Consider the following 23,100-nt stretch of genomic DNA (forward strand, 5'->3'; position numbering starts at 1 on the left):
TCAGAGGGTCCAGCCCTTGGCGACGGCGGTGCGGACCGCGTCGGTCATCGCGACGTCGAAGACCAGCATCTCGCGGGCGACCTTGAGGCCGCGCAGCTGATTGGCGAGGGTGTTCGCTTCCCCCGGGATCGGCTCGGGCGCCGGGACCGTCGCCTCGATGCCGAGCCGGTCGAAGACCGTCGCGACGAAGGCCTCGAAGAAGTCCCGGTGCCCGACGATTCCGACGCGGGCCAGGATCTCGATGGCGACGATGGAATTGCCCGGATGCAGGCGGTCGTCGGGCAGCTTCGTTCCAAACTGCCGGGTCAGCGGATTGTAGAGGAGGTGGTAGGCCGGCTCCGGCAGCATCCGGAACAGGCGCTTGAGGCTCTTCGGATCGTCGAGATCCTGGTCGGCCATGAACAGGGCCGCCTCGGCGAGGCGGCCGAGGCGCCAGTTGCGGGCCGGGTCCGCGGCGGTCAGCGCCTTGCTCCGCAGCCACAGGATCCGGGTCGCCATCTCCACGAAGGGATCATGGACGAGGCAGGTCGTCAGGAATCGATCCGGCTGCAGGGAGCCCTCGTAGCGCGGATAGATCAGGGCGCCGGAGAGGAAGCACGAGGTCAGCCAGGGGCCTTCCAGCACCACCCGCATCACCTCTTCGGAGAACCCGCCGATCCCGAAATAGCTCTGCCGGAAATGGTCGAACATCGCCGTCTGGATCGGGACCTCCGGACGGATGCTGGTGTTCACGAGGAGTACCCGCTCCTGCACGAGCCCGTCGCGGGGGGCGCGTCGATGCACGAGGACGTTGGTCTCGGCGTCGTAGATCTCCAGGCGCCGGACCGACGCCAGGTTCGGGACCGATGCTTCGGTGACCTCGAAGATGCATTGTCCCGTCGAGTGCCAGCCGTTCCGGCGGATCGCGTCGTCGCTGTGGGTGGCCGACACCTCGGCGACGCGACGCCCGTCCACGGCAACGACGACCCGGCTGATCGCCACCGGGTTGTCCGGGACGACCCAGCCCCGGACAACATGCCCCAGATCGTAATCGACGTTGAACCGCATTCCTCACCGCTGCCCGCCACGGGGCCGGCCGCCGCCGGTCCGGTGGCCTTAGCGCATTTTTCGCCGCCGTGCAGCGACGCGCGTTTCGCCCGGCTTCGGCTTGCATGGCCGCCGGCCAGACGCTATACGCCCGACCTCGCCGAGGCGGAACCGCATCGGGGGCGCGTAGCTCAGCGGGAGAGCACTACCTTGACATGGTAGGGGTCACAGGTTCGATCCCTGTCGCGCCCACCATTCCAACCCACTGGAATGGTTGAAGAAAATCAGGGCCCCTCGCGGGGCCCTTTTTCGTTGGGTCGGAAACTGGGTCGGAAACCCACGTGAAAGCGCCCCACTCGGACGGGGTCCGGCGGGGTGGTCGGCGACGCGGGGAGGGTGCCTTGGCACTGCCCCTTAAGGCGTCACGAGGCCATCGTCCCACCGCCCCCGTGTCCCGTTCCAGGCCACGGTAAATCTGCTGTGAGAACGACGCCTGAGCGCATTGACCGAATCGTCAAGCTTTGGGGCCATGCTGCAAGCCGACATGAGCAGAGTAGCGTTGATGCGTGGCAAGGGACGGGTTGGTATTGCCAAGGACGGTGATGCAACCGTCAGGCTGGGCGCGGCCTCGATTACGAGAGGCGACAGTCTGAAGGCCTGCGACGCCTGGCTTCCGCCTGCGTGCATCATCAGTGATGGTCCCTACGGGCTTGGCAAGTACCCCGGGGAGCCCGTCTCGCCGGATGGCCTCGCGGAGTTCTACGCACCGCACGCGGCTGCTTGGGCACGTCGAGCGGAGCCGTTCACGACCCTGTGGTTTTGGAACTCGGAGATTGGCTGGGCCAAGAGCCACCCGGCGCTGGAACTCCATGGCTGGCAGTACGAAGAGACGGTCGTCTGGGACAAAGGCATCGCTCACATCGCCGGCAACGTGAACTCCCGCACCATCCGCGGCTTGCCGGTCGTGACGGAGCTCGCCGTCCGCTACACCCGGCGGGCCACGCTCCAGACCGAGGGAGGCCAGGAGCTCTCCCTGAAAGAGTGGGTGAGGGCAGAGTGGCTTCGCTCCGGCCTGCCTATGAACCAGTCGAACGCGGCCTGCGGCGTGGCGAACGCCGCTACGCGCAAGTACCTCACCCAGGACCACGTCTGGTACTTCCCGCCCGGGTCCGCCCTAGTCGCCATGGCACGTTGGTGCACCCAACGCGGGCGTCCGACGTCGCGCCCCTACTTCTCCCTGGACGGCAAGACCGCGCCGGCCGCCGAGGCCTGGGACCGGATGCGAGCGAAGTGGACCCACGTCCACGCGCTGACGAACGTCTGGCGCGAACCTCCAGTCCATGGGTCCGAGCGCGTGAAGGCGCTGCACGGCACCGGCTACCTGCACGCGAACCAGAAGCCGCTCGCCCTCATGGAGCGTCAAATTCTTGCCGCGACCGACGCTGGCGACGTGGTCTGGGAGCCGTTCGGGGGGCTGTGCTCCGCAACTGTCGCCGCTGTCCGACATGGGCGGAAGGCACATGCAGCCGAGCTCAATCCTGAATTCTTCGAGGCGGCGGTCGTTCGGGTGCGGCACGAGATCGAGACGCTACCGCTCACGAGGACGGCATGAGCCCGATAGCGCGCAGACCTCCGGCAGGTGCCCCTACTGCACCTGGAGTTGGACCAGCCGCGGCTCCGGCCTTACCGGCCGGCCCTGTCCGCATGGGCGGACCCGATCCGAAGGCGTGGCCGCATCGCGCCCTCTACGACCGGGTCCGCAACACGCTCTATGCGCTTCCGTCACGGTTCCGCACGAGCCTGCGCATCGCCGGCATATCGGCGACCGACCTGTTCACGCTCAACACTCCGCTTGGCGCCGCCATCGAGCAGAGTGTCGTAGAGTCCCTGAACGACGTCCGTGAGCTCTGGGACCCGGAGCGGAAGTACCAGCAATACGCGTTCGTACGACAAGCACAGGTCTTTCCCGACGTGCGGCTTCAGACCTCCGCCCCGGGAGTGCCGGAGGCGGACCGCGTGTTGATGGGCATCGAGCTCAAGGGCTGGTTCATCCTCGCCAAGGAAGGCGAGCCCTCCTTCCGATACACGGCCTCTCCGTTGGCATGCGCACCGCAGGACCTGCTCGTGGTCTATCCATGGACCTTGGACGAAGTGCTCTCCGGCGCGCCCAAGCTGCTCCGTCCGTTCGTAGAGGAGGCCCGTCACGCCGCCGAGCAGCGGAACTACTACTGGGAGAACTTGCGCCCGACCACGGGTCCGGACGCCAGGGTAACGCCTGCGGCGCATCAGGCGCCTTACCCAGTGAAGGGAGACAGCTTCAACGACGTGCCGGTGCATGATGGAGGTGGCAACTTCGGACGTGTTGCACGGTCCCGCATCATGGACGATTTCATCGTGGCGCTGATGCAGGAGGCGCTTTCCGGCATCCCGGCGCGCTACTGGCAGAATTTCCTCAAGATCTTCGCGGAGGGCATTCCAGACGCTAAGATCGAGCGCGCGCTCATCACCCTGCGCGCCCAGGCTGAGGCGGCGGGAGATGCTGGAGTGAAGATCGATGCCCTGGACAAAATTGCCGAAGGGCTCGCTGACCTTACCAAGCGCCTGTGACCTTGCCGGTTGCCCTGGCCGCCCTCTCCAAGCATGCTAGCGCGACCGTAATACGGGGAATGCCATGAGCAAAGGTGCAGACAGGGCGCATCGGGCGGTGCTGGAGCGGCGTGCGGCCGGCGCTGATATCGCTTTGCGGGAGGCCCAGCCTTCGAAGGCCGAGCTCCGGGCGTCCATTCCGGCCTACGACGAGAGCATGGTCAAGCGCATCGAGACGCCGCCTAAGGGCAAACGGTCGTCCCAGAAACGATAGACGCTCCTTTTAGGATCGCGTCGAGGACCTCGCGACCTGGAAGCTAGACGCCTTCAACAGGCGCTGGGGCGCGGTGCTGTTGTCGTGATGTCGATCAGTGACGGGTCGTGCCGGCCTTGCGCGATAGCTCCTTGAGGGTGGCGTCCACTAGGGCCTTGAGCTCCTCAGATCCGGCCAAGTCCATCCTTTCCAATCGGGTCTTCGCCGCGGCGAGCATCCATCCCGCGGCCGCGTGGTCCCCGTTTCGCCGGCACTCATCGAAGCGTTGCAGGCACGCCTTCACCCGCTGCGGCATCGGCTGCCCGGCCTCCCTCATGGCCATTGATAGCCTGCAGCCGTCGTGGAAGCCGGTCTCGATCAGCAAAGCGGTCGGCGCGTCCGCTTGCGCTATCACCATCGCCGCGTAGCCCAGGGTCTCTTCGAGGTCGTTGGCCTCGTTCTGCATACGCAATCTCCGCTTGTGGAGTGGCCCCTATCACGCGTCGGTCACGACCGCACGAATTGCTCCTGTGGATCCTGGGGTGCGGGGGATTCGCGCCCGGGCCAGGCCTGCTACCTCTCAGCCTCAGGAGACCACCATGCGCCTCGCAGCCCTCGCCATCGCGGTCGCCGTCCTCGTCCCGGGCGGTGCCGGAGCCAAGCCCGGGGACCGGGTCGAGTTCACGCAGGCCGAGTACGTGGCGGCCTACCGGAAGGCGGTGGCGCTCAAGCCGGCGCCGGGCCGGGAGCCGTTCTGCCGGAGGCGGCTGGGGGCCAGGGCCGCCGGGGTCCTGACGCAGGCCTGCCTCGACGGCGCCGGCGGAAGCCACGCCCGCTGCCAGCCGCAGGGGCGCGAGACATGCGCCGGCATCGTCGAGCGCCTCGATTGGCTGTGCCGCTCCCGGGCCGTCGAGGGCATCCCGTGCACGTACCCGAAGCCCACCCCGTAGCAGACTGGAGACCGTCATGCGTACCCTCGTCGCCGCCGCCATCGTCATCGCCACCCTGGCCCTGCCGGCCGCCGCCGGGCCGAGGCGCCCCATCGAGGACGCCCGCGACCCCGTCTACCTCAAGGCCGCTAGGAAGGCGCTCGCAGCCAAGCCGGGGACGGACAAGGTCTGCACGCGCACGGTGGGCCGCTACCTCGCCGACGCGATCCATCGGCGGTGCATGTTCACCTCGGGCTCCTCCAGTCCGCAGTGCCACGTCGACGGGCCGTGCGTGGACATCATCGAGGAGATGAAGCTCAACTGCGCCGGGTCCATCTTCGATGGCATCCCGTGCTGGGACGGGCCGCCTCCCGTCCGCCCCTAGGACGGTCGGCCCCGGTCTGGGGCGGCCATCAGATGTAGCGGCTCTTCCCATCCCCGAGATCCACGCGGCGGCCGGGCCACTCGAAGCGAATGCCGTAGAGGTTGAGCTCGTACACCTCGCGCCCCTGTCGGGTCTCGGCGTCTATTTGGGTCAGCTCCTCGCGGAGTTCGTCCGACGGCACTCCTTTGAGAAGGGTGCTGACCAGGCGCATGCCGGTGTCGTGCTGCAGGCGGACGGTGACCGCCTCGCCGACCCCGTGGGGGTCGAGGACGCCTCTCAGCATGGCGAGCGCCTCCCGGAGCTTTTCAGCCGCTTCCACTGCCATCCCCGGCACCCTCATTGTTATAGCGTCACACTTACAAACTCGATGACGCACAATCGACTTGTCTAATCCTCTCCCGCTGCACGTTAGCGTTCCGTGTGTTTGAGATGCCACGCCATTCAGGGTTGGACGGTTCGGTCACCGCTTTCGGTTGGGCGGCTTGCCCGTGCCCAGGTCGCTGAACTGCGCGCGGCACCAGGGGTGGTACTTGTTGGGCCCCCGCCGACCCCACGGTTTCGGATACCTGCAGGTCGCCGTGATCCGGCGGAGGACCTCGTCGAGGGAGACGCCCGCACCATGCCGGGCGATAAGCCTCTCGACGCAGTAGTCGCCGCGGCGCCGGGGGCACCATACGCAGGTGACGCGCACCCGGCGGTAGGGGAAGGCGCCCAGGCTTGAGGGTCCGTCGCCGTCGTCCATCCGAGTCTCCCGGGTTGCCTTGCCCGTGAGAATTTGTTCTCCATATGTTCTCGTCAATGGAGGACGCGGACATGACCTACGGATTCGACGAGGCCCTGGTTTTCGCCGCGGCCGGCGAGGAACGCGACGCGGCCTGGCGGTCGCTCGCGCAGGACATCGCGGACGCCTCGGCCGCGGGGCGAAGCCGCCCGGGCTTCATCAGGGCGAGCAAGCCGGCCGACCTAGCGAAGGCCCTCGGCCCACGACGGCGGGAGGGGCGCCGGAAATTCGGCAGGAGATGAGGCACTCCAAATAAGCGCACGTAGGGGCGGCAGGTAACCAGACGTCGAATTTCCGGAGCCGACGAAAGCCTTCGTTAACCATGTCTTGGCCAGCTTGGCCACATGATACCGACGGCGAAAATCTATTCCGACGACCCTGCCACTGGTTACGGCGAGAGCTCAGTGAGCAAGCGCATCCTTGCGCTGTTCCTGGCCAACGTCGGCAAGGTGGTCACCCGCGAGCAGATCCAGAAGGCGGCCACAAACCCCGAAACAGGCCTCATCCCAGAGAACTGGCACCAACGCCTGTCGGAGCTCAGGACCGACTCCGGCTACACCATACTGGCGAAGCGTGACTGGCCGGAGCTTGCGGCCTCTGAATACGTGATGCCCTCGACCGACCGGCGCGCCACTGCGGCCAAGCGGGTGATGCCGAAACCGAAGACCTGGGCGGAAGTCCTCAAGCGCGCGGGCAACTGCTGCCAGTGGCGCGAGGATGGCCAACCGTGTGGGCTCCGGGCAGGGGACATCGACCCCATCGGCGGAGGCACCGTTCGGTTGACGGCTGACCACACCACCCCGCATTCCATCAACCCGGCCGCCGATCCCGACGACCCGAATGCATGGCAGGCCTTATGCGCCCGTCACCAAGTCACGAAGAAGAACTACTGGGACAGCACCACCGGCAAGATGAACATCCTGGGGATCCTCCAAAACGCCAACCGACAGCAGAAGGAGGAGGCGCTACAGTTCCTCCTTACGTATTTCGGGATGGCCACAAGGCCCAAGGAGTGACGCGTTTGATCGAGGTGTGGAAGCCGCAGGACGTCGAGGCGTCCATCGCGGAGATGCAGGATTCCGGGCGTCACGTGCGGGTGACAATGCTCGACCCCTGGTACAACAAGGGCGTCGGCGGGGTCCGCGACGACTACGAGGACTACATCTTCAAGCTCCTGGAGGGCGTCGCCGAGTTCAGCGACCACGTCTTCCTGTGGGGTTTCCCCGAGATCGTCGCTCCCTTCGTCAAGCGGATGCCGCCCGGACACAAACTGGTGGCCTGGCTGACCTGGTACTACAAGAACAACCCGTCGGTGATCCGCGGTTGGCGGTCGAGCCAAAACGCTTGCCTGCACTTCAGCAAGCCCGACGCGAAGCTTTATCCGGAGCATTTCCTTAATGCCGCCCAGGAGGCGCTGAAGGAAAAAGGCAAGCTGCGATACATGCCCGGTCCGACCAGCGTCATCGAGAGCGCCCTGCTCACGGGCTTCGTCGGACGTGCCGAGCAGACAGGGCACCCCGCCCAGAAGCCTGAGGCAGTCTACGAACCATTGCTGATGATGACCTGCAAGCCGGGTGACCTCGTATTCGACCCAATGTGCGGGTCAGGAACGACCGCGGGTGTATGCCGCCGGCTGAAGCTGGACGGCATCCTGTGCGACATGAACCCCGAGTACACAGCAATGGCGGAGCGCCGCGCCGAGGGAGCCCCCGGACGTGCCGTGTCGGACGAGCCGCCAGCCTTCGACTTAGCAGGCGAGATACCGCCCCAGGTTACTGAACCGAAGAACTCGAAAAACGGCTACGTTCCCACAGGCAAGCCGCGAGGGCGTCCCCGTAAAAACGCTGTGGCGGCGGAATAGGTCGCTACCTACGCTCCAGCCGAATTTCCGGAGGCACCCACGGCCAGGGCCGCACGTAGGCCCCGGCGCACGCCGTCGGCGATGCCGTTCCGCTGGCGCTCTGAGTTCCCCCACTGCGTGAGGTCACCGTAGAAGGCATCTCCGAAAGCTACGACCTGCGCGTCGGTCGGCTCGGCGTTCGTCACGCAGGTTCGCCCGGCTGGCATCACTTGTTCGACGAGCCGCACCTCTCGTTCGGAGAGCTCTTGCTCGTAGTCGGAGCCGATCTCCAAGATGCCGTGAGGTCGGTTGCCCCGGAACGAGATGCGCGCCGGCTCAAGCGGCATGCCCTCTATCCACTCGACCCACCAGAATTCGTCCGGTCGGTCCCGCTCGACAGTAGCGTTGAGGACGCTGCCCATGCGAGCGGTGACGGTGACGCTCATGCCGCCTTCCGGATCATGGCCCTCGCCGCGGCCTGGTAGGTCTCGACCGTCGGCCTGGGCGCGGGCATGCCGAAGAGACGTCGGATGGCTCGCATGACGAAGCCGCCGGCATCCTCGCGGTGGTCCTGCCCCCGGCGCAGCTCGGCGTGATAGGCCTCGATCTCGGGCCAGCCCATGCGCTCGATGGCGCGCTCCATGGCGGCGAGCTCGACAGCCTCAAGCGTCGGGCCCGACGGCGTCCGCAGGGCGAAGTGACGGCGCAGGTCGTGGACGATGCGAGGGTTGCCGTCCGGGCCACAAAGGGTCGCGATAACATCCGTTAAGAGCGCTCGCGGCACCGCCACGAGGTCGGTGTCCTGGTGTTGTCCCATGCCCTGATCCCCCGCGGCGTGGATGCCTGCACCGATTCTCCCCCTCGCACCCCGATTCGCACAGGGCACCGAGCGGACGCTCCGGGCGGCCTCTCGATTGGCGGGTCGTCGCCGGCGCGGCCGCGCTCCCGGCAACCCCTGACGGGGGTCCTCCTCTCCGTTCCGGCGCTACGCGTGCGGGGCGCGACACGGCCGGCACCAGGCCGCCCACGAGGCCGCATCGGGCGGCCCGAGGGAGAGCACCATGTCGGCCTTCGTCGTCAGCAAATTTCAGATCGACGCCATCCTCACGGCCGCCCTCAACTACGGGGCCGACGGCGTGGACAGGAACAGCGCCACGGACATCGGGCGGGTGCTCTGGCTGGAGAACGGCAAGAGCTTCGCGGCCCTCTACCCGGCCAAAGTCGACGCCATCGAGATCGCGACCAGGCGCGCCGAGGTCTACGTCTTCAAGGCCGTGGCGGTGCCTTCCATCGTCGAGGCCGCCAAGCTCGTCGACAGCCTGGAGTACCAGTCCTGCGAGCACGATGGCTGGGCGCGGTCCGACGCGCTGGCCTGGCTGGGCGTCATCCGGGCGGCTCTCCTTCGGTCCCTTCCGGGCTACGAGGGAGCCGCTTGGGCCGTCGACCGGGCGGCCTGAGGGCCTCTCCGGGGCGGTCTCCGGGCCGCCCCGACCGAGGTACAAGGGGTCCCCCTTTTTCGTGAGCGTCATCAGCGGCTTGCGAAAACGTCAGCACTTGTGCGCACGCGAAACTGAACGGGGTTGCCCCTCGACAGGGGAGTCAATCCGCCGCAGCCAAGCTTAGGTGTCGGGGGCCAGGAGAAACGGGGGTCGAGGGGCACAATCCTAATGGAGGCGCAACGACGCGCCCCGATTGGAGGTGCCCATGCTCAGTCGCGTCTTCAGCAGCATCGTTTGGTTCGCAGGGTTCTCGCCCGCGCCGGCGGTTGCCCCTCCGTTGCCCCGCCGTCGACCCCGGGAAAAGGCTGTTGCCCCGACCGTTGTCCCTGCACCAGCCCCCGTAATTCGGTTCAACCCGGCCAAGCTGCCGTTCCGGCGGTTGCCCCCGGCGGCCACGAGCGTGCGCCTGCTCCAACACGCGCGGGGCAACCGAAGCTCCTCTGACGTCGGCCTGGGCAGCTACAGCGTCGCGGACGCCCGCGAGAGCCTCGGCGCGGAGCTCGCGGCCTACGTGGCCCTGTGCGTCGACAGCCGCACGCCGCTCCCGTCGCAGGACGTACGACGCGAGTACGCAGACGACGCCCTGTACCGGGGGCGCCTCCGACGCGCGATGCTCGCCGACCTCGATCTATGGGCGGCGGCCCGGGACAAGCGCGCCCGGGAGCGCATCGAGTATCAGGAGGCGCGCGTGCCCCCGCCTGATGAATTCTACATGCCGCCCAGCGTCGAAGCCGCCCTGGCAGCCCGATCCGAGGCCAGGAGGAAGGAGGCCGAGGAGCGCCGGAAAAGCGGCGGGCGGGGCGGGGCAACGGCGTTCGCCCTCGCCAAGCAGGCCCAGCGGGAGGCCGAGGCCGACAGTCCTCCGATCCCAGACGGTGATCCGCTGGCCGACACCACGCCCTCCACCGCTACGCGCTGAGGTAGAGCTATGCACGTTGTCCCAGATACGTTGCCCCTCGGGTTGCCCCTCGGTTCTGAGGCAGAGTTTAAGCCAGCCATGGAGGGGCAACGTGGCCCCTCCAGCGCTCCCCTCCCGGTCGCGGCTAGCCAGGGGCTCCGCCCCGTGGACCCCAAGACGCCTCCGGCTAAGCGGCCTACGCCGACGGTGCGAACGACGCTCGCTCAGGTGCTCGGCGTGAAGCTGTCGCCCGACCTGCGCCTGCAGATCGCGGCGGCGGCCCAGCGCGAGGGCATCAGCGACTCTGCGTGGCTCCGGCAGCGCGCGCTCGACGCTCTCGGCACCGTCTCCGCCCCGGACGCCGCGTCGGGCCGGCGGCCCCGGGTTGCCCCCGAAGACCAGGCCGCCCTCGCAGGCGCGGTCCGCGACCTGGGCGAAGCGACCGTCGCCCTTGCCGCCGTGCCGTCCCGCCATGCCGATGCGACCGCCGCCCTGCAGCGGGCGCGTGAGACCATCGTGCCCATCGTCATCGGTTTCGAGCGGAGGCCGTCATGAGAGACCTTCGCTTCACTCTCGACCGCGAGATGCGCCGCGGCCACCGGCTCCCCGCGCATGTCCGGCGCCGCGAGGCACGGCGCCTGGCGGCCGCCATCGAAGCGGCCGGCTACGGCATCCCGGGGCCACTCGTGCCGGGCGATCCCGTGGCCAGCCGGGTCGCCCTCCAGGGGGCCCAGGTCGCCGTCGCCTTGCTGCAGGCGGGGCGGCAGATCGGCGCCGGCGTCGACCGGCTCGTCCGGCATGTCCAGGAGCGCCAGGCCGCGTCCCGGGCGAAGGACCTCGTCGGGAGGCGCACGTGATCAGCGGCGCCATGAGGGGCAAGGGCGGCGACGCCCTGGCCCGCCACCTCCTTAAGCCGGAGAACGATTCGGTCGAGGTCATCGCCCCCCGCGGCCTCGGCTCCCCCGATCTCGTCGGGCAGGTTCGCGAGCTCGTCGCTCTGAGCCTCGGCGGCCGGACGGATAGCCCTTGCTATCACGTCCACTGCGACCCGGACTTGGCCATCGAGGACAACGACGGCGCGCGCCGCCGGTGGTGGCATCTGTTCGAGCAGGAGTTCGGCCTGACCTCGCAGCCCTATTGCGGGGCAGTCCACGTTAAGCACGCCAGGCGCCACGAGCATCGCGTCTACGGCCTCGTCCGGAGAGACGGCGGGGTCGTAGATCTCGCCTGGGACTACATTCGACGCGAGAAGGTCAGCCGCATCGTCGAGCATCAGTTCGGCCTGCCGCCGGTCCCGTCCAAGCACGCCCGGGCTATCGCGCATCAGCTCGTCGCGGACGGCAGGCCCGAGGTCGCGCGATGGCTAGAGGCCGCCGGCATGCTCGGCATCGAGCGGCCGGTCGCGCCGCTCAGCCCCCAGGAGCGCCTCGTTCAGGAGCGGACCGGCATCAAGCTCGGCAACGTGCGCGCGGCCGCGCTCGCCGCCTGGCACGCCTCGACCGACGGGGAGGGCCTTCGGGTCGAGCTCGCCGCCCGGGGCCTGCGCCTCCACGCCGGGCGCGCCGGGCCGGTGGTCGTGGATGCCGGCGGCGGGACGCACCTCGTGACCCGTCTCGTCGGGACCGCGTCGAAGGCCGCCGACGGCAATCGTATCCCCGCAGCCGCCGTCAGGGCCAGGCTCGCGGGACTACCCCTCACACAGGCAGGAGACGGGAATGGAAGCGTTGTTGGCGCGGCTCGACCGGCAGGACACGTTGTTGGAGGCGATCCTGGCGGCGCTGGCTCCGCCGGCGGAGCAGGAGGGCTCGGGGCTGGACGACTTGGTGGAGGCGCTGAGGGACCTGACGGTGGCCGTCGAGGCGCAGGGGGCCGAGATCCGGACGCTCCGCTCTCTCGTCTCCGGAGGCTACCGGCCTGGCGCCGAGGCCGCCTAGCCGCCCGGCTCTCCGGCCTCGCCCTGCGGGACAGCGCGTCCCGCATGAAGGACATCGACCGGGCAAGGGCGTCGCTCGGGAACGGGTTGGCCCGGACAGACATGCACGGCGTCGGTCAACTCGCGCCGCCGGCGCCCTTCTGAGGGTGGGCGGGTGGCGGAGGCTCGCCAGCCTCCGCCTTGATAACGGCCCGCCGGCGACGGACGGCCTTGGCGAGGTCAGGCTCCCCTGCCGCGGCCAGCACATCGGCGGCGACGCCCAGTCCCCAAAGCCTGGCCAGGTGCATCGTTCGGGCTGACGGCGCGCACTCGCCATCCCGCCAACGCCGGACCTCGCGCGGGTTTTTCCCGAGATGCGGGGCGATCTTCCCCTCCCAAAGCATTCCGTGGACGGCGCGGCCGATCCGCGACAGGGCGTAGTAGGAGGGTGCCTCGGCGAGGGGCGGCGCGGCGTCGCCCGTCGGTGCGTGCGGGGGCTCCGGCGGAGGGGCACTGGCGAGGTACTCGACCAGGTCGAGTTGCCCCGGCAGGTCCTCGCGCGGGCTCCAGCGGGGAGGGGGATCGCGGCCCATCACGCCCCCTCACATGCCCGGCATCATGTCGGGCTTGTCGTCGAGGTCCGCGTCCCGTTCGAGCGCGATGCGGGCGGCGAGCTCCTCGGAGACCTCGCGCGCGCCGCGGGCGAGCGAGCCCCAGTGGATGTAGCGGGCATGGAACGCGAGCGGCAGCGCGTCCTCGACCCACGGCGGGATGCCACGGATCTCGCTCTGCCACTGGTTGACCTGCGCCGGGCTGACCGGGCGACCGGCGGACTTGGAAAGGTCGATGGCCAGCAGGGACGCCCACTTGGGCGTCCGGTAGACCCTCATGCAGAGGGCGTCGAGCTCGTCGATGGTCATGCGACGTCTCCCATGGCGCGCTCGCCGGTGGGGTGGGATTCCGTCAGGATGCGCCAGGCCTCCCGGGGCAGGAAAGGCGGGCGCGTCGCGGCACCGGCCTCGACGGCGGCGAAGGCGTCGTCGATCAGGTCGGCCAGGATGGCGTCGCGGTCGACGGGACCAAGGGCAGGGCGCGAGCCCGCGGCGAAGGCCAGCGCGAGCAGGAGCAGCGCGGCCAGGGCGATGAAGGCGAGGGTCACGGGTCAGGTCTCCAGGGATGGGGAGGGCGCCCGGAGCGGGGCGATGACATCTGGTGCTCCGTGCGAGGCCGGTGCGAGCCCGGCCCCGAGGCGGAGCATCAGGCGATACGGACCTTGGCGGCCTTGATCGCGGCACGCAGTGCCTTGAGGGCGGTCGGATAGGTGCGCGGCGTATCGTGCTGGGGACGCAGGATGGCCCAGCCACCGCCCTCGGCCGGGGCAACCGCGTAGACGCGGTTCGGGTGGAACAGGCCAAGGCCGCCGTTCTGACCGGGCTCGGCGTAGATGCGGTAGTCGCCGAGGGCCTCTCCCATCGCCACGATCTTGTCGGCCGTGGCTTGCGTAATCCCGTAGAGGCTGAGGGCGTTCTGGTACCACGGGTCCGACCGCGCTGCGGCGGCGAATGTACGTCCGTTCTCGGCGATGTGCGCGTTCATGGTCGAGCATCCCTTGTGCCGCCCGCTGGACTATCCCGGCCGGTTGGTAAAGCAAGATTTAGCAATTCTGCCGCGATCCACAAGGGCTCTGAATTATATTCTTTTAGCAATTAATTCGGCTGTGCGGTTGGCCGCCGTAAGGGCGGCCGCGTCTCGGCGTGTCTGGGCGGCCCCATCCACAGGATAGCAAGGGATGGTGTTATTCCATGAGATCACATTGACTTAGCGTTCATCCGGACATGCTAAGACGTAGGCCATGGTCGGGTTTCGAACGTCGTTCAAAACCTTCCGTGATGCCGCTGGGATGGCGTGACTCACTACGTAGAATTTAGCGGGTGGAGGCGGACATGGATTTCGAGAGATTGGGCGAGGCCTACGGGTACCGGCGCACACTGGACCACATCGAGGCCCAGGCGAACGCGGAGATCGAGAAGGGGAACCGGGCGATCCACCGGTTGAACTGCAACGTGCTGGCGCTGCAGGCGCAACGCCAGGCACTCCTCGATGCCCTCAGGGAGGCTGCCCCCGGGCATCCGCTCCTGGCCCGGACAGGTCGCGTCTACGCCGATGGCCGGCGCGAGCTCGCCTACGAGGTGCCCTACGTGGAGCGGTTCAACCGGGAGGCACGGGGGAACGGTACGGTCCTGATCGAGGAGGCCATGGCGCCAGCCGACCGGGCCGAAGCGGACTACCGGGCGATCCTCGCCGAGCCCATCGCCGACCGGGGCTGGTTCCGGCAGCGCTGGTACTGGCGTGGGCAGGAATACGCGACCGCAGGGCAGGCCCGCCGCGCCCGGGAGGAGGCCGCCGAGGCCGCCCGGGACGGGGCCCTCGCCGCCTGAGGGAACCGGCCCGCGCGGTAGCGGACCGTCCGTAGCTACCGATTACTCGCACGGCTCACAGGCCGGGTAGGTAGCCCTGGCGCGGGAGCTCGGGGGCCTTGATCCCGAGGACCTTGGCGTAGTGCACGATGCCCTTGGCGGTGACCTTGGTCGTGGGGCGAGGCTTCCCGCCGTGCTCTTCCCACCGCACGTCCATGATCCCCCGGTCGATGAGGTACTGCCTGGCGCACAGCCCGGACGCCCGCCGGTACAGGTCGCCCCGCTCCAAGAGCCAGTTGACGAACCCGTTGGGCCGCTGGCCCAAGGACTTGCCGGCTTGCTGCAGGCCGTAGAGCCCCTCGCTGTCGACGAGGGCGCCGATGAAGTCGAGGGCGGGCCGGGCGGCCTCGACGGCGGCCTCGGCGACGACGGCGCGGGTCTCGGTGGTGGCGAGCCGGGTCGAGAGCTCCTGGTTCACCTGGATAAGCTGGAGGGCGATCAGGGAAAGCTGGCCCGGGTCCCGGACGTCGATGGCCGGCACGGCCGGCGCCGCCGGGAGGGCGTAGGAACCGGTCCGCCGGATAGTCGGCAGGACCTCGTGGTTCACCCAGCGCTGGAAGCGGAGGATGCGCGCCTTCACCACGTCGGGCAGCTTCTTGACCTGCCGGCGCGCGTTGATGGCGTGGTAGACGCCGGCCTCGGAGACGATGCCCACGCGGAGCTCGGTCAGGGCACTACTCAGACAGTGAGTACCCTTCTCGTCCTCGTCCAGGTTCCGGAGCATGTTGCCGGCGTCGCGGTAGCCGAGGCAGGCGGCAAGATCCGACGCGACGAACCAGGGCTCGCCGTCCCTGTCGACGTTGCGGAAGCGGGACCCCTCGAACTCGAAGGGCCTGGGCGCGGCGACAGCCGGCACCTGGGGACGGGGCGAGGATGTGGTGGTAGACTGGATGGCAACCTGATTCACGGTGTCCTCCGTGGTCGGGGAGGCTCCCGTGTGGTGTTCGCGCACCGCCGGGAGCCGCGCAGCCGGCTGGCGCGGTATTCCCAATCCTAGCGATTCGTTTTTTCCGTGCTCGACGGACCCCTTAGGCGGGGCGCTCCGGGTTGCGGTCCCGCTGGACGGCCTCGGCGGGTGCGGGGGCGGCCGCCGCGGCGAGGACCGCCCCAGCCAGGGCGCAGGCCGCATGCAGGCCGACGGCCACGAGCAGGCCGAGCGCGGCCCGGGACACCCCCAGCACCAGGCCCTCGACGAGGCGCCGCGCGATCCCCCCGACAGGCTTCCGGAGCGGCAGCACCAGGGCGACGAGGACCGCGACGACGAGGATGTCCGGGACGGAGCTCAGGCTGATGCCGAACGTGAGCACGGGGTCTCCTCCACGGTGAGCTCAGGGAACAGGGCGGCGCAGGCAAGCAGGGCGAACGTCGCCAGGTAGTAGGCGTCCGGCCCGCTCGCCGGATTTCCGGCGCCGGCGTAGATCCGACGGGCCTCGCGCAGCGCGTCGAGGGCGAACAGCCTGGCGTCGTCCTTGGCGCGGGCGGCGTCGGTCATGACGGTGCCTTCAGGCATGCCGGCGTCTTGCGCACAGCGACGAACGCCTCGGCGTAGCAGAGGGGCGTCGGCATCGACGGCAGGCACACCGACCGCTCGACCACGACCTCGCAGTCCCCGACGGTGGTCACCCGGGCGTTTCCGTCTCCGCAACCGGCAAGGGCCAGCAGCAAGGGGGCGAGGGCGAGGAGGAGGTTAGATGGGTGCATGGTCGGCCTCGGCATCGAGGGCGGCGAGCGCCCGTTCAAGGGCGGCCGCCACGTCGTCGGGGAGCGGCCGGTCGGGGGGCAGTTCGAGGAACCAGCGCCTGGACCTCACGAGCTCGCGCGCCGCGGCGATGACGGCCTGGGACGCGGCGCGGGCATCGACGCCGTCGGTCATGACCTACCCACCGACAGGATCTCGGGCAGGCGCAGGGGGACGCGCCACAGCCCGAGCCAGCCCGGATACCAGAGGGTGACCTCTACGCGGGCGTCGTCGCGGGTCTCGACGTTCGGCGGCAGGGTCAGGCAATAGCGCCGGTCGACTGGGCCGAGGGGCGCCGCGCCGGACGTCGACCACGGCATTTCGTCGACCTCGCGGAACAGCGAGGCCGTGAACCGGTGCGGGTGGCGGGGGGAGTGGACGTAGACGTCGAGGTCGTCGGTCGTCCCGTCGCGAAGCTTGATGGACGACCAGCCGAAGCACATCCGATTGCCGGCGCGCGTCACCCCGGCGATGCGCTGGTCGACGCGGACGGGGAACAGCGCCGCCTCGACCGCCGGGCCGGCCGACAGGCCGAGCGTGCCCAGCAGGTAGAGGGTGACGACGATGGCGTAGCCGATCCAGAACCGCCTCATGGGTTAGGCCCGTGGTCGCGGCGGCCGAGAACCGCCAGGATGGTCGCCGACGTGTTCCGGATGGTGTGCTCCACCGTGTCGAGGCGCCGGTTGATGCGGTCCTCGACCCTCTCCAGATCGTCCTTCTTGACGCACACGCTCTCCACGTGGAGCCGTAGGTCGGCGATGGCCGTGCCGTAGGCGTCGACGCGGGTGGCGAGCCCCTTGGTGCGCTCGTCGTTGTCGCCGGTCCGGATGCGGAGGGTGACGTAGCCGGCGATCAGGCCGATGACCGCGATGGCGAGGGGGATGACCTGGCCGAGGTTGAAGTCCCACGAGAAGGTCATGGCGTCGCTCCGATGGCGCGTCCGACCGTGCCGAGCTTGCGCCGGCAATCGGCGCCGGCCTCCACCAGGTCGAGGACGTAGGGGGCGATGGCACGCTGCCGGGCGCCAGGGGGAAGCGGCGCCGGCTCCGGGCGGCACCGCACGAGGTCGGGGGATACGGCCGGGCGCTCGACGACGACGCGGTCGACGTGCCGGACGGTCTCGCACCCGCACAGCATCATCGCGACGCCGAGCAGCACCAGGCTCCAGGCGAGGATGCGGCTCATCGCGCCTTCCCCTTCGGCTTGCGCAGGGCATCCATCGCGGCCTTGAGCGATCCCGGCAGGTCGGCGTCCTCGGACACGCGCTCGCCCTTGAGGGCACGGTGGACGGGGTCGTCGACGAGGGGCTCGGGCGGGTCGGCGCAGGACTGCGCGGCGAGGGCGGCCGCCTCGCGGGCCAGGGCGACGCGGTCCCCGTCGAACCGGGCGATCTCGGCGTCCTTGGCGAAGGACTCGGCCTGTCGGCGCAGGTCCTCGCCCAGCCGCTTGGCCGCGTCTGCGTTGGCCTGGGCGGCGTCGGCGAGGGCGGCGGCCGCCGCCTTGGCGGCGGCGGTGCGAGCCTCGGCCGCCTCGACCTTGGGCCGCTCGTAGGCGACCCCCGCTGCGAACGCCCCGGCGAGCACCGCCAGGATGATGGCGGCGCCGGCGAGGTAGCGACCGGCCGGGCCGAGGAGGAGCGCGAACACCGTCAGATCCCCTTGAGGCAGAGCTCGCGCTCGGCCTGGCGACGGCGGACGAGGCCGGGGAAGACGACCCCGGCGGCGCGGTTGAACTTGAGGAGGGCGTCGCAGGCGGCGCGGGTCTCGCCGGCGTTGTGCAGGCGGACGACCGAGCTCCGGCAGAAGCCGGCGGTGCCGATGTTGTAGCTGAGGGAGACGTAGGCGGCGTAGGCGCCGTCGGTCATCGGGGCCTTGACGCACCCCTCGACCGCGAGGGCGTACTTCTCCAGCGACGCGGCGAGCATCGCCTTGCACTCGGCTACCGTGTAGCGGTCGCCCGCCTTCACGCCGTCGGTCTCGCCGTAGCAGACCGTCCACGGCTTCCCGCGGGTGGCGGGGTCCGGGTAGGCGGTGGTCCGGAGGCCCTCGAAGGCGCCGACTACCGAGATGCAGGCCGCCCCGAGCGTGGCGTTCCGCTTCATGCGGGAACCGGCCTTGGGCGTCGGCGCCCGGGCCGGGGCGGCGGGCGCCGGAAATGCGGCGGGGGTCGGACGGCGGAGCCAGGACCACATCAGCGGGGGTCCCCCGAGATGGGCGCCTGCGCGACGAGGCGGGCGAGGCCGCTGGCCGCGGTGACCGCGAACGCGACGACGGCGAAGGTGCCGGGCGGGATCGGCGGGTTGCTGGACAGCACAGAGACCGCGACCTCGGCCCCGGAGAGCACTGTGGCGATGACGCTGAGGCGGAGGGACCAGGCGTGGGCCAGCACGCTCCTCCAGTTGTCGACCAGTCTCACGGGGCAGCCCTCGGGCAAGGCCGCCGATGCGGCCGGGATGCCCTGAGCCTCCCACCGCACCCGTCACGCGTTCCAGGCCACGGAGGTCAGTCCCGGGTGACGACGGTGACCACCCGGTGGCCCTGCAGCACCAGGCCTACGCGACCGACGACGACGCCCTTGGCGCCCCAACGAGGGCCGGGATAGCCATAGAAGGCGAGCCACCGGCGCACGCCCTCGACGTCGACCTTGAGGCCGCGCATGGCGTCGAGGGCCTCGCGGTCGGTCAGGCCCTCAAGCAGCTCGTCGAGGTGCAGCACCCGCTCGGCGAACCGCCGGACGGCGTGGCGGGTGACCGTGGCCCGGTAGCCCCCGGACCGGTCGTAGACGACGCACGGCGGGGGCGGCGACGGGTCGAGGGTCGGGGCGGCGTCAAGGGCGAGGGCAGCGGACACGGGGACCTCCGGGGCGATGGAGGAGAGCGTGCGCGCGTCGCGGCGGGATGGGCAGGGGGAGGCGGTCGGGTCGTGCCCCTCGCGGTCCCGGCGGCATGTCCCAGCGGCAGTGCCTGCCTAGGCGGGTCAAGGACATGCTATAGTCCGGTATGAACCGAGAGGGGGCGATCCTTCCGGACCCCGTCAAGCCTTCCGCTACCGGCTTCCGAAAAACGAATCGATGGGCGGTCGGAACACGACCCTCGCGTTCCGTACGGGACTATAGCATGTCCCTTGACCCCCTCTCTCCGAGAGGAAGGACCCGTCATCCCGTCCTTCGACGCAGCCGCCCTTGCGGTAGGCTTGGCCGCCAAGCATCATCCCCTCATCGAATTCGGCGTCGTGCGGGTAGAGGTGCCTCGCGGGACGCCCCATCAGGGGAACCGGCGTGAACCCGTCAGCCATCGTAGACGAGCCCCACGGGGCGTCCCTGGCCGTGCCAGGCCCATCCGACGCCGACCTGGAGCCGCGGTTCCGACTAGGGCGCAAGGACAACCGGCACCTCGTATGGGCCGACTTCATCGCCCTGTTCCACCCGGAGGACAGCCGCTCCGTCGCCGTCTTCGCCTACTCCGTGGAGGTCAAGACGGACGAGTACCGGACCCGCAACGCCGGTGCCAAGGGCTCCGAGATCCGCGACGTCGTCCGGAGGCACCGCCCGCGGTTCGTTACCATCAACTCCTTCCGGGAGGGGAGGCCCCTCAAGGACGGGTCCGACTACCGCACCCGGCCCTGCAAGGCGCAGTCGAACCTGGCGAGCCTCAACGCGCTATGGGTGGACATCGACTTCTACAAGAAGGGCTGCGCCTACAGGAACCGTACCCAAGCGGAGATGGTCGAGGCCGTGCTCGGACGCTGCAAGGAGGAGGGCATCCCCGCCCCGAGCCTCATCATGTCGTCGGGCAAGGGGCTCCTCGCATTGTGGCTCCACGAGCGCCTGCCCGCCCTTGGGAAGCGCGGCTGCCTGTCCGTCTGGAAGGCCTGCCAGCAGCACCTCAACGAACTCTTCGTCGACATGGGCCGGGACATCAAGGCCATGTCCGCCACGATGAATTTCAGGGTCCCGGGGACGACGAACAACCAACGCCCCGTCGAGGTGATCTGGCCCCGCTACGTGGACCAGGTCCATCGCCACGAGTTCAGCCTTCTCCGGACCGAGATCCTGCCCTACACGGCCGAGGAGGTCCGCGCCCATCGCGAGGCGCAGGCGGCCAAGCGGGCGGCCAGGGCGGCCAAGCGGGCCGAGCGCGAGGCTACAGGGCAGCCATCGGCACCCCGGGTCAAGCTCACCCGCGAGACGTTCCAGCGTGCCGTCATGGCCGACCTTGAGAAGCTTTTCGACGCCAGGTTCCAGGGACGGCCCGTCGAGAAGGGGCAGCGCGACCTCTGGCTCTACGACCTGACCGTCGCCGCCTCGTGGCTCCTACCCCCGGACGCCCTTCGCGACGAGGTCAAGCGCCTGGCCCCCCTTTGCGGCCTCACGCAGCGCCGAGCCTTGACGCTCATGGGCGCCGTCCTCAGGAAGGCCAAGGCCGCGGCCGACGGGAAGACGGTGACCTACATGGGCCGCCCCGTCGTCCCCCTCTACCGCACGAACCCCGCGCTGATGGCGAAGGCCCACGGCGTGACCGTCGAGGAGGCCACGGAGCTCGACCTTCGCCTCCTCGTCCCGCCGGCCCTCAAGGTCGCCCGCGAGGCCAAGCGCGCCGAGAGGAACCGGCGGCTGGCGGGGGCCAAGGACCGCCGCGTCACACAGGCAGCGAGGCTGGAGTTCGGGCGCTACGCCCTGGAGCGGCGCGAGGCCGGCGTCATCGTCGACGAGCTCGTCTTCGAGGCGCGTGCCCGGTTCGACGGCATGGGCTCCAAGACCTGGGTCGAGAAGGCCATGCGTGAGGCCCGCGCCGTGAACGCCATCGGCAGGCCGCAGGGCAAGGCTAAGGTCGGCAGACCCCGGAAGCAGCCTGCCCAGACCGGAAATAACCCTCGCGGTTCGTACGGGTCTATCTCCGCATCGACCGGCCTTGATCGGGAGGCCGCGCAAGTTGTGGCCGGGGGCCGCGCGGGCTACAATGGCCCCGTTCACGCCGTGCACCTCACGTCTACGAACAAGACGCCCGCTGCGGTCCTAGACCCGGCGGGCGTTGACGCGTCAGGGGACATCATCCTTGACGAACGCCGCTACCGCCGTGAGGGCCCTGGCTGGATACGGTACCACGAGCCGTCCGAGGACTGGGAGGTCGTAGAGGTCGGGCTCGTGGAGTACGAGATCCATCGTGCGTCGGGCTGGCAGAGCGAGATGACGCCCGCGGCTCGCGAATGGGAAGAGCACCTCCAGGACTTCCTTCTGCCATACCAGCCCGTCCCAGCGTAGCCTGGAACCCGCCACGCCCGAGGATGCATCGTCCCGGGCATGGCCGGCATCGACTTCACCTCCGACATCTTCGACCAGGTCGCGGCCTGGCAGGACGCCTTCATCAGCGAGTCCTCGCTCGACCGCTACCGCCGGGCCTGCGCGTGGACGGCGTCCGAGGTCGCCAAGGCCGCCAGCAAGGGTGCGACCTCGGCCATCGACGAGGCCTTCGAAAACCCCACGCCGTGGATGCGGCGCGCCTTCGGCTACACGCGCGCCCTGAACCGGCGCGGCGACGCGGTCGAGGCGAGCCTCTACACTCGGTCAGACCAGTCCATCGTCATGAAGTACGCGATGGGCGACAACCCCAACGTCCGCCGCCCGGGCGACGTCGGCCTGGCGTCGGGCAAGATCTACGTGCCGCACTGGAAGAACCTGCAGGCGACGCAGGGCATCAGCCGGAACCGGTACGGCAACCTGCCCGGCGGGGTCGCCGCCAGGCTCGCCCGCGAGGCCTCCGGCACCGTCGCCAAGCGCCGCGTCGCGGGCCGGTGGGGCGTCTACCGGGGCGAGATCGAGGTCGGGGGCAGCCGCCTCATGGGCTTCATCGCGCGCCCCGGCCGCGACCGCGCCCCCGTCGGCAAGAACGGGCGGAGCATCCTCGTGAACCTCGGCAGGCCCCGGGCCCTCCTCGTCGCGATCCAGCAGGCCAGCTACCAGCCCGTCATGCAGGAGCCCTACGACCGCGCCGTCAACGAGGCCCTCGCCCTGATCCCGTCCCTCATGGAGGACGAGCTCGCCGACGCCATCGGCTACATGGCGACCCGGGCTCGCCGCTCCCAGCGCTAGGCCGGCCGCCGCATTTACGGCGCCCGTCGCGCCAGCCCCGAGGCGCGCCAGCGAATACTTGGGCGCGTGTGCGCTTTATTGAAGAATACTTGCGCTCGCCTGTTGCAGATAAAGCTTAGATGTGGCACTATACCTTCATCGGCAGCACAGACCCGCAGGAGATCAAGATGAACACCGACAGCACCAAGATCATCGAAGCCGCGACCACCGGGGACTGGGACTTCTTCGAGGCTCCCTTCGAGTACCAGGCCGGCGGCGAGACCATCGTCATCGACCTCGACTGGGCCGTCGAGACCGCCGCCCGCACCGTCGCCACCGCCGTCCAGCTTGACGACCGGTACGCTCCCCTCTCCCCCGAGGCCGGCTACGACCTCATCGCCGGCACCGACCGCGTCGCCCGGGACGGGCGTGTCCGGGAGCGGGCCATCGGGATGCTGGCCTACGACCGGCAGCACAAGGGATACTGAGCCCACCGGCCCCGGGCGCACCCCGGGGCCACCATCCCAGCCTACCGCAGGGGCGGCCTCCACCAGGGGGCCGCTCCTTCCCGTTGTGGCCTGGAACTGGTGACGGGCGCACGCGCACCCTCTCGGGCATCGACCCACCCCAATGGGGGGAGGGGTGCCACCGCTGCCCGGAGGCCGGCCATGAAGAAGCTCTGAGAGACCGAAGCCCAGGGAGGCTCGATG

Annotated in this window: 38 protein-coding genes and 1 tRNA gene; 18 read left to right on the forward strand and 21 right to left on the reverse strand. The window is 69.5% G+C overall.

Annotation, left to right across the window (positions count from 1 at the left end; all coding sequences use genetic code 11):
- Positions 1-1,047, reverse strand: coding sequence for a hypothetical protein (locus MFF55_RS23260; protein WP_238246490.1), 1,047 nt, complete (start codon positions 1,045-1,047; stop codon positions 1-3).
- Positions 1,048-1,206: 159 nt separating this feature from the next.
- Here MFF55_RS23260 and MFF55_RS23265 point away from each other — a divergent pair.
- The 4 genes from MFF55_RS23265 to MFF55_RS23280 all read left to right on the forward strand — a co-directional run bounded on the left by MFF55_RS23265 (position 1,207) and on the right by MFF55_RS23280 (position 3,886).
- Positions 1,207-1,281: transfer RNA gene (locus MFF55_RS23265), tRNA-Val, on the forward strand.
- A 274-nt stretch (positions 1,282-1,555) separates the two neighbouring features.
- Positions 1,556-2,638 (forward strand): DNA methyltransferase, encoded by a 1,083-nt coding sequence (locus MFF55_RS23270; RefSeq protein ID WP_238246491.1) that lies wholly within the window; start codon positions 1,556-1,558, stop codon positions 2,636-2,638.
- Positions 2,639-2,730: 92 nt separating this feature from the next.
- The gene (locus MFF55_RS23275; protein WP_238246492.1) at positions 2,731-3,633 is read left to right on the forward strand and encodes a hypothetical protein; all 903 of its coding nucleotides are present in this window, start codon (positions 2,731-2,733) and stop codon (positions 3,631-3,633) included.
- A 64-nt stretch (positions 3,634-3,697) separates the two neighbouring features.
- Positions 3,698-3,886, forward strand: a complete 189-nt coding sequence (locus tag MFF55_RS23280) for a hypothetical protein (RefSeq protein ID WP_238246493.1) — start codon at positions 3,698-3,700, stop codon at positions 3,884-3,886.
- 94 nt (positions 3,887-3,980) lie between these two features.
- Here MFF55_RS23280 and MFF55_RS23285 read toward each other — a convergent pair whose 3' ends face one another.
- A complete protein-coding gene (locus MFF55_RS23285) occupies positions 3,981-4,331 on the reverse strand; it encodes a hypothetical protein (protein ID WP_238246494.1) in 351 nt (116 codons plus the stop codon).
- A gap of 133 nt (positions 4,332-4,464) precedes the next feature.
- On the opposite strand from MFF55_RS23285, the gene MFF55_RS23290 reads away from it, so the two are divergent.
- The gene (locus MFF55_RS23290) at positions 4,465-4,815 is read left to right on the forward strand and encodes a hypothetical protein (protein WP_238246495.1); all 351 of its coding nucleotides are present in this window, start codon (positions 4,465-4,467) and stop codon (positions 4,813-4,815) included.
- A gap of 16 nt (positions 4,816-4,831) precedes the next feature.
- Entirely contained in the window at positions 4,832-5,179 is a 348-nt protein-coding gene (locus tag MFF55_RS23295; RefSeq protein ID WP_238246496.1) for a hypothetical protein, read from the forward strand.
- A gap of 28 nt (positions 5,180-5,207) precedes the next feature.
- Here MFF55_RS23295 and MFF55_RS23300 read toward each other — a convergent pair whose 3' ends face one another.
- A complete protein-coding gene (locus tag MFF55_RS23300; RefSeq protein ID WP_238246497.1) occupies positions 5,208-5,504 on the reverse strand; it encodes a hypothetical protein in 297 nt (98 codons plus the stop codon).
- 488 nt (positions 5,505-5,992) lie between these two features.
- Between MFF55_RS23300 and MFF55_RS23305 the strand changes: the two genes are divergently transcribed.
- The 3 genes from MFF55_RS23305 to MFF55_RS23315 all read left to right on the forward strand — a co-directional run bounded on the left by MFF55_RS23305 (position 5,993) and on the right by MFF55_RS23315 (position 7,821).
- Positions 5,993-6,202, forward strand: a complete 210-nt coding sequence (locus MFF55_RS23305; RefSeq protein WP_238246498.1) for a hypothetical protein — start codon at positions 5,993-5,995, stop codon at positions 6,200-6,202.
- A 162-nt stretch (positions 6,203-6,364) separates the two neighbouring features.
- Positions 6,365-6,976, forward strand: coding sequence for an HNH endonuclease (locus MFF55_RS23310; protein WP_238246499.1), 612 nt, complete (start codon positions 6,365-6,367; stop codon positions 6,974-6,976).
- 14 nt (positions 6,977-6,990) lie between these two features.
- Complete coding sequence (locus MFF55_RS23315; protein WP_238246598.1) at positions 6,991-7,821, forward strand: DNA methyltransferase; 831 nt, start codon at positions 6,991-6,993, stop codon at positions 7,819-7,821.
- Positions 7,822-7,829: 8 nt separating this feature from the next.
- Here the strand turns inward: MFF55_RS23315 and MFF55_RS23320 are convergent, their stop codons facing one another.
- Together MFF55_RS23320 and MFF55_RS23325 are read right to left on the reverse strand one after the other, a co-directional pair.
- Positions 7,830-8,246 (reverse strand): hypothetical protein, encoded by a 417-nt coding sequence (locus MFF55_RS23320; RefSeq protein ID WP_238246500.1) that lies wholly within the window; start codon positions 8,244-8,246, stop codon positions 7,830-7,832.
- Entirely contained in the window at positions 8,243-8,617 is a 375-nt protein-coding gene (locus tag MFF55_RS23325; RefSeq protein ID WP_238246501.1) for a hypothetical protein, read from the reverse strand. Before MFF55_RS23325 ends, MFF55_RS23320 begins: the two co-directional genes overlap by 4 nt.
- A 244-nt stretch (positions 8,618-8,861) precedes the next feature.
- On the opposite strand from MFF55_RS23325, the gene MFF55_RS23330 reads away from it, so the two are divergent.
- The 5 genes from MFF55_RS23330 to MFF55_RS23350 all read left to right on the forward strand — a co-directional run bounded on the left by MFF55_RS23330 (position 8,862) and on the right by MFF55_RS23350 (position 12,274).
- Positions 8,862-9,257, forward strand: coding sequence for a hypothetical protein (locus tag MFF55_RS23330; protein ID WP_238246502.1), 396 nt, complete (start codon positions 8,862-8,864; stop codon positions 9,255-9,257).
- A 442-nt stretch (positions 9,258-9,699) separates the two neighbouring features.
- On the forward strand, positions 9,700-10,218 hold the full coding sequence (locus MFF55_RS23335) for a hypothetical protein (RefSeq protein WP_238246503.1): 519 nt from the start codon (positions 9,700-9,702) through the stop codon (positions 10,216-10,218).
- A 186-nt stretch (positions 10,219-10,404) separates the two neighbouring features.
- Positions 10,405-10,752, forward strand: a complete 348-nt coding sequence (locus MFF55_RS23340; protein WP_238246504.1) for a hypothetical protein — start codon at positions 10,405-10,407, stop codon at positions 10,750-10,752.
- Complete coding sequence (locus MFF55_RS23345) at positions 10,749-11,054, forward strand: hypothetical protein (protein WP_238246505.1); 306 nt, start codon at positions 10,749-10,751, stop codon at positions 11,052-11,054. The genes MFF55_RS23340 and MFF55_RS23345 overlap by 4 nt, the downstream gene beginning before the upstream one ends.
- A complete protein-coding gene (locus MFF55_RS23350) occupies positions 11,051-12,274 on the forward strand; it encodes a relaxase/mobilization nuclease domain-containing protein (RefSeq protein ID WP_238246506.1) in 1,224 nt (407 codons plus the stop codon). Before MFF55_RS23345 ends, MFF55_RS23350 begins: the two co-directional genes overlap by 4 nt.
- Here MFF55_RS23350 and MFF55_RS23355 read toward each other — a convergent pair.
- The 4 genes from MFF55_RS23355 to MFF55_RS23370 form a co-directional block, all read right to left on the reverse strand.
- Positions 12,247-12,702 (reverse strand): hypothetical protein, encoded by a 456-nt coding sequence (locus MFF55_RS23355; protein ID WP_238246507.1) that lies wholly within the window; start codon positions 12,700-12,702, stop codon positions 12,247-12,249. The two genes, MFF55_RS23350 and MFF55_RS23355, sit on opposite strands and share 28 nt — an antisense overlap.
- A gap of 9 nt (positions 12,703-12,711) precedes the next feature.
- Positions 12,712-13,029: a hypothetical protein gene (locus MFF55_RS23360; protein WP_238246508.1), complete on the reverse strand. Its 318-nt coding sequence runs from the start codon at positions 13,027-13,029 to the stop codon at positions 12,712-12,714.
- The gene (locus tag MFF55_RS23365; protein WP_238246509.1) at positions 13,026-13,268 is read right to left on the reverse strand and encodes a hypothetical protein; all 243 of its coding nucleotides are present in this window, start codon (positions 13,266-13,268) and stop codon (positions 13,026-13,028) included. The genes MFF55_RS23360 and MFF55_RS23365 overlap by 4 nt, the downstream gene beginning before the upstream one ends.
- Before the next feature lie 98 nt (positions 13,269-13,366).
- The gene (locus tag MFF55_RS23370) at positions 13,367-13,705 is read right to left on the reverse strand and encodes a hypothetical protein (RefSeq protein ID WP_238246510.1); all 339 of its coding nucleotides are present in this window, start codon (positions 13,703-13,705) and stop codon (positions 13,367-13,369) included.
- A gap of 347 nt (positions 13,706-14,052) precedes the next feature.
- Between MFF55_RS23370 and MFF55_RS23375 the strand changes: the two genes are divergently transcribed.
- Complete coding sequence (locus tag MFF55_RS23375) at positions 14,053-14,547, forward strand: DUF4823 domain-containing protein (RefSeq protein WP_238246511.1); 495 nt, start codon at positions 14,053-14,055, stop codon at positions 14,545-14,547.
- Between the two features lie 55 nt (positions 14,548-14,602).
- On the opposite strand, the gene MFF55_RS23380 is transcribed toward MFF55_RS23375, so the two are convergent.
- The 12 genes from MFF55_RS23380 to MFF55_RS23435 all read right to left on the reverse strand — a co-directional run bounded on the left by MFF55_RS23380 (position 14,603) and on the right by MFF55_RS23435 (position 19,173).
- The gene (locus MFF55_RS23380) at positions 14,603-15,493 is read right to left on the reverse strand and encodes a phage antirepressor (protein WP_238246512.1); all 891 of its coding nucleotides are present in this window, start codon (positions 15,491-15,493) and stop codon (positions 14,603-14,605) included.
- Between the two features lie 121 nt (positions 15,494-15,614).
- Positions 15,615-15,893 (reverse strand): hypothetical protein, encoded by a 279-nt coding sequence (locus MFF55_RS23385; protein ID WP_238246513.1) that lies wholly within the window; start codon positions 15,891-15,893, stop codon positions 15,615-15,617.
- Complete coding sequence (locus tag MFF55_RS23390) at positions 15,869-16,096, reverse strand: hypothetical protein (RefSeq protein ID WP_238246514.1); 228 nt, start codon at positions 16,094-16,096, stop codon at positions 15,869-15,871. Before MFF55_RS23390 ends, MFF55_RS23385 begins: the two co-directional genes overlap by 25 nt.
- On the reverse strand, positions 16,075-16,287 hold the full coding sequence (locus MFF55_RS23395) for a hypothetical protein (protein WP_238246515.1): 213 nt from the start codon (positions 16,285-16,287) through the stop codon (positions 16,075-16,077). Before MFF55_RS23395 ends, MFF55_RS23390 begins: the two co-directional genes overlap by 22 nt.
- A complete protein-coding gene (locus MFF55_RS23400) occupies positions 16,274-16,459 on the reverse strand; it encodes a DUF5956 family protein (RefSeq protein ID WP_238246516.1) in 186 nt (61 codons plus the stop codon). The genes MFF55_RS23395 and MFF55_RS23400 overlap by 14 nt, the downstream gene beginning before the upstream one ends.
- The gene (locus MFF55_RS23405) at positions 16,456-16,917 is read right to left on the reverse strand and encodes a hypothetical protein (RefSeq protein WP_238246517.1); all 462 of its coding nucleotides are present in this window, start codon (positions 16,915-16,917) and stop codon (positions 16,456-16,458) included. The genes MFF55_RS23400 and MFF55_RS23405 overlap by 4 nt, the downstream gene beginning before the upstream one ends.
- The gene (locus MFF55_RS23410; protein WP_238246518.1) at positions 16,914-17,243 is read right to left on the reverse strand and encodes a hypothetical protein; all 330 of its coding nucleotides are present in this window, start codon (positions 17,241-17,243) and stop codon (positions 16,914-16,916) included. The genes MFF55_RS23405 and MFF55_RS23410 overlap by 4 nt, the downstream gene beginning before the upstream one ends.
- The gene (locus tag MFF55_RS23415; RefSeq protein WP_238246519.1) at positions 17,240-17,509 is read right to left on the reverse strand and encodes a hypothetical protein; all 270 of its coding nucleotides are present in this window, start codon (positions 17,507-17,509) and stop codon (positions 17,240-17,242) included. Before MFF55_RS23415 ends, MFF55_RS23410 begins: the two co-directional genes overlap by 4 nt.
- Positions 17,506-17,970: a hypothetical protein gene (locus tag MFF55_RS23420; protein WP_238246520.1), complete on the reverse strand. Its 465-nt coding sequence runs from the start codon at positions 17,968-17,970 to the stop codon at positions 17,506-17,508. Before MFF55_RS23420 ends, MFF55_RS23415 begins: the two co-directional genes overlap by 4 nt.
- Before the next feature lie 2 nt (positions 17,971-17,972).
- Positions 17,973-18,425 carry a lysozyme gene (locus MFF55_RS23425; protein WP_238246599.1) on the reverse strand — a complete coding sequence of 151 codons (453 nt, stop codon included), beginning with the start codon at positions 18,423-18,425 and terminating at the stop codon, positions 17,973-17,975.
- A gap of 89 nt (positions 18,426-18,514) precedes the next feature.
- Positions 18,515-18,739 carry a DUF7940 domain-containing protein gene (locus MFF55_RS23430; protein WP_238246521.1) on the reverse strand — a complete coding sequence of 75 codons (225 nt, stop codon included), beginning with the start codon at positions 18,737-18,739 and terminating at the stop codon, positions 18,515-18,517.
- Positions 18,740-18,825: 86 nt separating this feature from the next.
- Complete coding sequence (locus MFF55_RS23435) at positions 18,826-19,173, reverse strand: hypothetical protein (RefSeq protein ID WP_238246522.1); 348 nt, start codon at positions 19,171-19,173, stop codon at positions 18,826-18,828.
- 427 nt (positions 19,174-19,600) lie between these two features.
- Between MFF55_RS23435 and MFF55_RS23440 the strand changes: the two genes are divergently transcribed.
- The 3 genes from MFF55_RS23440 to MFF55_RS23450 all read left to right on the forward strand — a co-directional run bounded on the left by MFF55_RS23440 (position 19,601) and on the right by MFF55_RS23450 (position 22,878).
- Positions 19,601-21,583: a hypothetical protein gene (locus MFF55_RS23440; RefSeq protein ID WP_238246523.1), complete on the forward strand. Its 1,983-nt coding sequence runs from the start codon at positions 19,601-19,603 to the stop codon at positions 21,581-21,583.
- A 39-nt stretch (positions 21,584-21,622) separates the two neighbouring features.
- Entirely contained in the window at positions 21,623-22,411 is a 789-nt protein-coding gene (locus tag MFF55_RS23445) for a hypothetical protein (protein ID WP_238246524.1), read from the forward strand.
- Between the two features lie 167 nt (positions 22,412-22,578).
- Positions 22,579-22,878 carry a hypothetical protein gene (locus tag MFF55_RS23450; RefSeq protein ID WP_238246525.1) on the forward strand — a complete coding sequence of 100 codons (300 nt, stop codon included), beginning with the start codon at positions 22,579-22,581 and terminating at the stop codon, positions 22,876-22,878.
- The last annotated feature ends 222 nt before the right edge of the window (positions 22,879-23,100 follow it).

This window comes from Methylobacterium iners (genome assembly GCF_022179305.1).
GTDB classification, from domain to species: Bacteria; Pseudomonadota; Alphaproteobacteria; order Rhizobiales; family Beijerinckiaceae; genus Methylobacterium; species Methylobacterium iners.

Excerpts from the sequence above, each read along its gene's own strand:
- MFF55_RS23375 (WP_238246511.1), top strand. The coding sequence starts at position 14,053 with ATGGATTTCGAGAGATTGGGCGAGGCCTACGGGTACCGGCGCACACTG.
- MFF55_RS23270 (WP_238246491.1), top strand. The coding sequence starts at position 1,556 with ATGCTGCAAGCCGACATGAGCAGAGTAGCGTTGATGCGTGGCAAGGGA.
- MFF55_RS23355 (WP_238246507.1), bottom strand. The coding sequence starts at position 12,702 with ATGGGCCGCGATCCCCCTCCCCGCTGGAGCCCGCGCGAGGACCTGCCG.
- MFF55_RS23320 (WP_238246500.1), bottom strand. The coding sequence starts at position 8,246 with ATGAGCGTCACCGTCACCGCTCGCATGGGCAGCGTCCTCAACGCTACT.
- MFF55_RS23305 (WP_238246498.1), top strand. The coding sequence starts at position 5,993 with ATGACCTACGGATTCGACGAGGCCCTGGTTTTCGCCGCGGCCGGCGAG.
- MFF55_RS23330 (WP_238246502.1), top strand. The coding sequence starts at position 8,862 with ATGTCGGCCTTCGTCGTCAGCAAATTTCAGATCGACGCCATCCTCACG.
- MFF55_RS23360 (WP_238246508.1), bottom strand. The coding sequence starts at position 13,029 with ATGACCATCGACGAGCTCGACGCCCTCTGCATGAGGGTCTACCGGACG.
- MFF55_RS23395 (WP_238246515.1), bottom strand. The coding sequence starts at position 16,287 with ATGCACCCATCTAACCTCCTCCTCGCCCTCGCCCCCTTGCTGCTGGCC.
- MFF55_RS23325 (WP_238246501.1), bottom strand. The coding sequence starts at position 8,617 with ATGGGACAACACCAGGACACCGACCTCGTGGCGGTGCCGCGAGCGCTC.
- MFF55_RS23415 (WP_238246519.1), bottom strand. The coding sequence starts at position 17,509 with ATGAGCCGCATCCTCGCCTGGAGCCTGGTGCTGCTCGGCGTCGCGATG.
- MFF55_RS23370 (WP_238246510.1), bottom strand. The coding sequence starts at position 13,705 with ATGAACGCGCACATCGCCGAGAACGGACGTACATTCGCCGCCGCAGCG.
- MFF55_RS23285 (WP_238246494.1), bottom strand. The coding sequence starts at position 4,331 with ATGCAGAACGAGGCCAACGACCTCGAAGAGACCCTGGGCTACGCGGCG.
- MFF55_RS23410 (WP_238246518.1), bottom strand. The coding sequence starts at position 17,243 with ATGACCTTCTCGTGGGACTTCAACCTCGGCCAGGTCATCCCCCTCGCC.
- MFF55_RS23445 (WP_238246524.1), top strand. The coding sequence starts at position 21,623 with ATGGCCGGCATCGACTTCACCTCCGACATCTTCGACCAGGTCGCGGCC.
- MFF55_RS23400 (WP_238246516.1), bottom strand. The coding sequence starts at position 16,459 with ATGACCGACGGCGTCGATGCCCGCGCCGCGTCCCAGGCCGTCATCGCC.
- MFF55_RS23300 (WP_238246497.1), bottom strand. The coding sequence starts at position 5,504 with ATGGCAGTGGAAGCGGCTGAAAAGCTCCGGGAGGCGCTCGCCATGCTG.
- MFF55_RS23275 (WP_238246492.1), top strand. The coding sequence starts at position 2,731 with ATGGGCGGACCCGATCCGAAGGCGTGGCCGCATCGCGCCCTCTACGAC.
- MFF55_RS23405 (WP_238246517.1), bottom strand. The coding sequence starts at position 16,917 with ATGAGGCGGTTCTGGATCGGCTACGCCATCGTCGTCACCCTCTACCTG.
- MFF55_RS23425 (WP_238246599.1), bottom strand. The coding sequence starts at position 18,425 with ATGAAGCGGAACGCCACGCTCGGGGCGGCCTGCATCTCGGTAGTCGGC.
- MFF55_RS23260 (WP_238246490.1), bottom strand. The coding sequence starts at position 1,047 with ATGCGGTTCAACGTCGATTACGATCTGGGGCATGTTGTCCGGGGCTGG.
- MFF55_RS23290 (WP_238246495.1), top strand. The coding sequence starts at position 4,465 with ATGCGCCTCGCAGCCCTCGCCATCGCGGTCGCCGTCCTCGTCCCGGGC.
- MFF55_RS23345 (WP_238246505.1), top strand. The coding sequence starts at position 10,749 with ATGAGAGACCTTCGCTTCACTCTCGACCGCGAGATGCGCCGCGGCCAC.
- MFF55_RS23390 (WP_238246514.1), bottom strand. The coding sequence starts at position 16,096 with ATGCCTGAAGGCACCGTCATGACCGACGCCGCCCGCGCCAAGGACGAC.
- MFF55_RS23295 (WP_238246496.1), top strand. The coding sequence starts at position 4,832 with ATGCGTACCCTCGTCGCCGCCGCCATCGTCATCGCCACCCTGGCCCTG.
- MFF55_RS23280 (WP_238246493.1), top strand. The coding sequence starts at position 3,698 with ATGAGCAAAGGTGCAGACAGGGCGCATCGGGCGGTGCTGGAGCGGCGT.
- MFF55_RS23450 (WP_238246525.1), top strand. The coding sequence starts at position 22,579 with ATGAACACCGACAGCACCAAGATCATCGAAGCCGCGACCACCGGGGAC.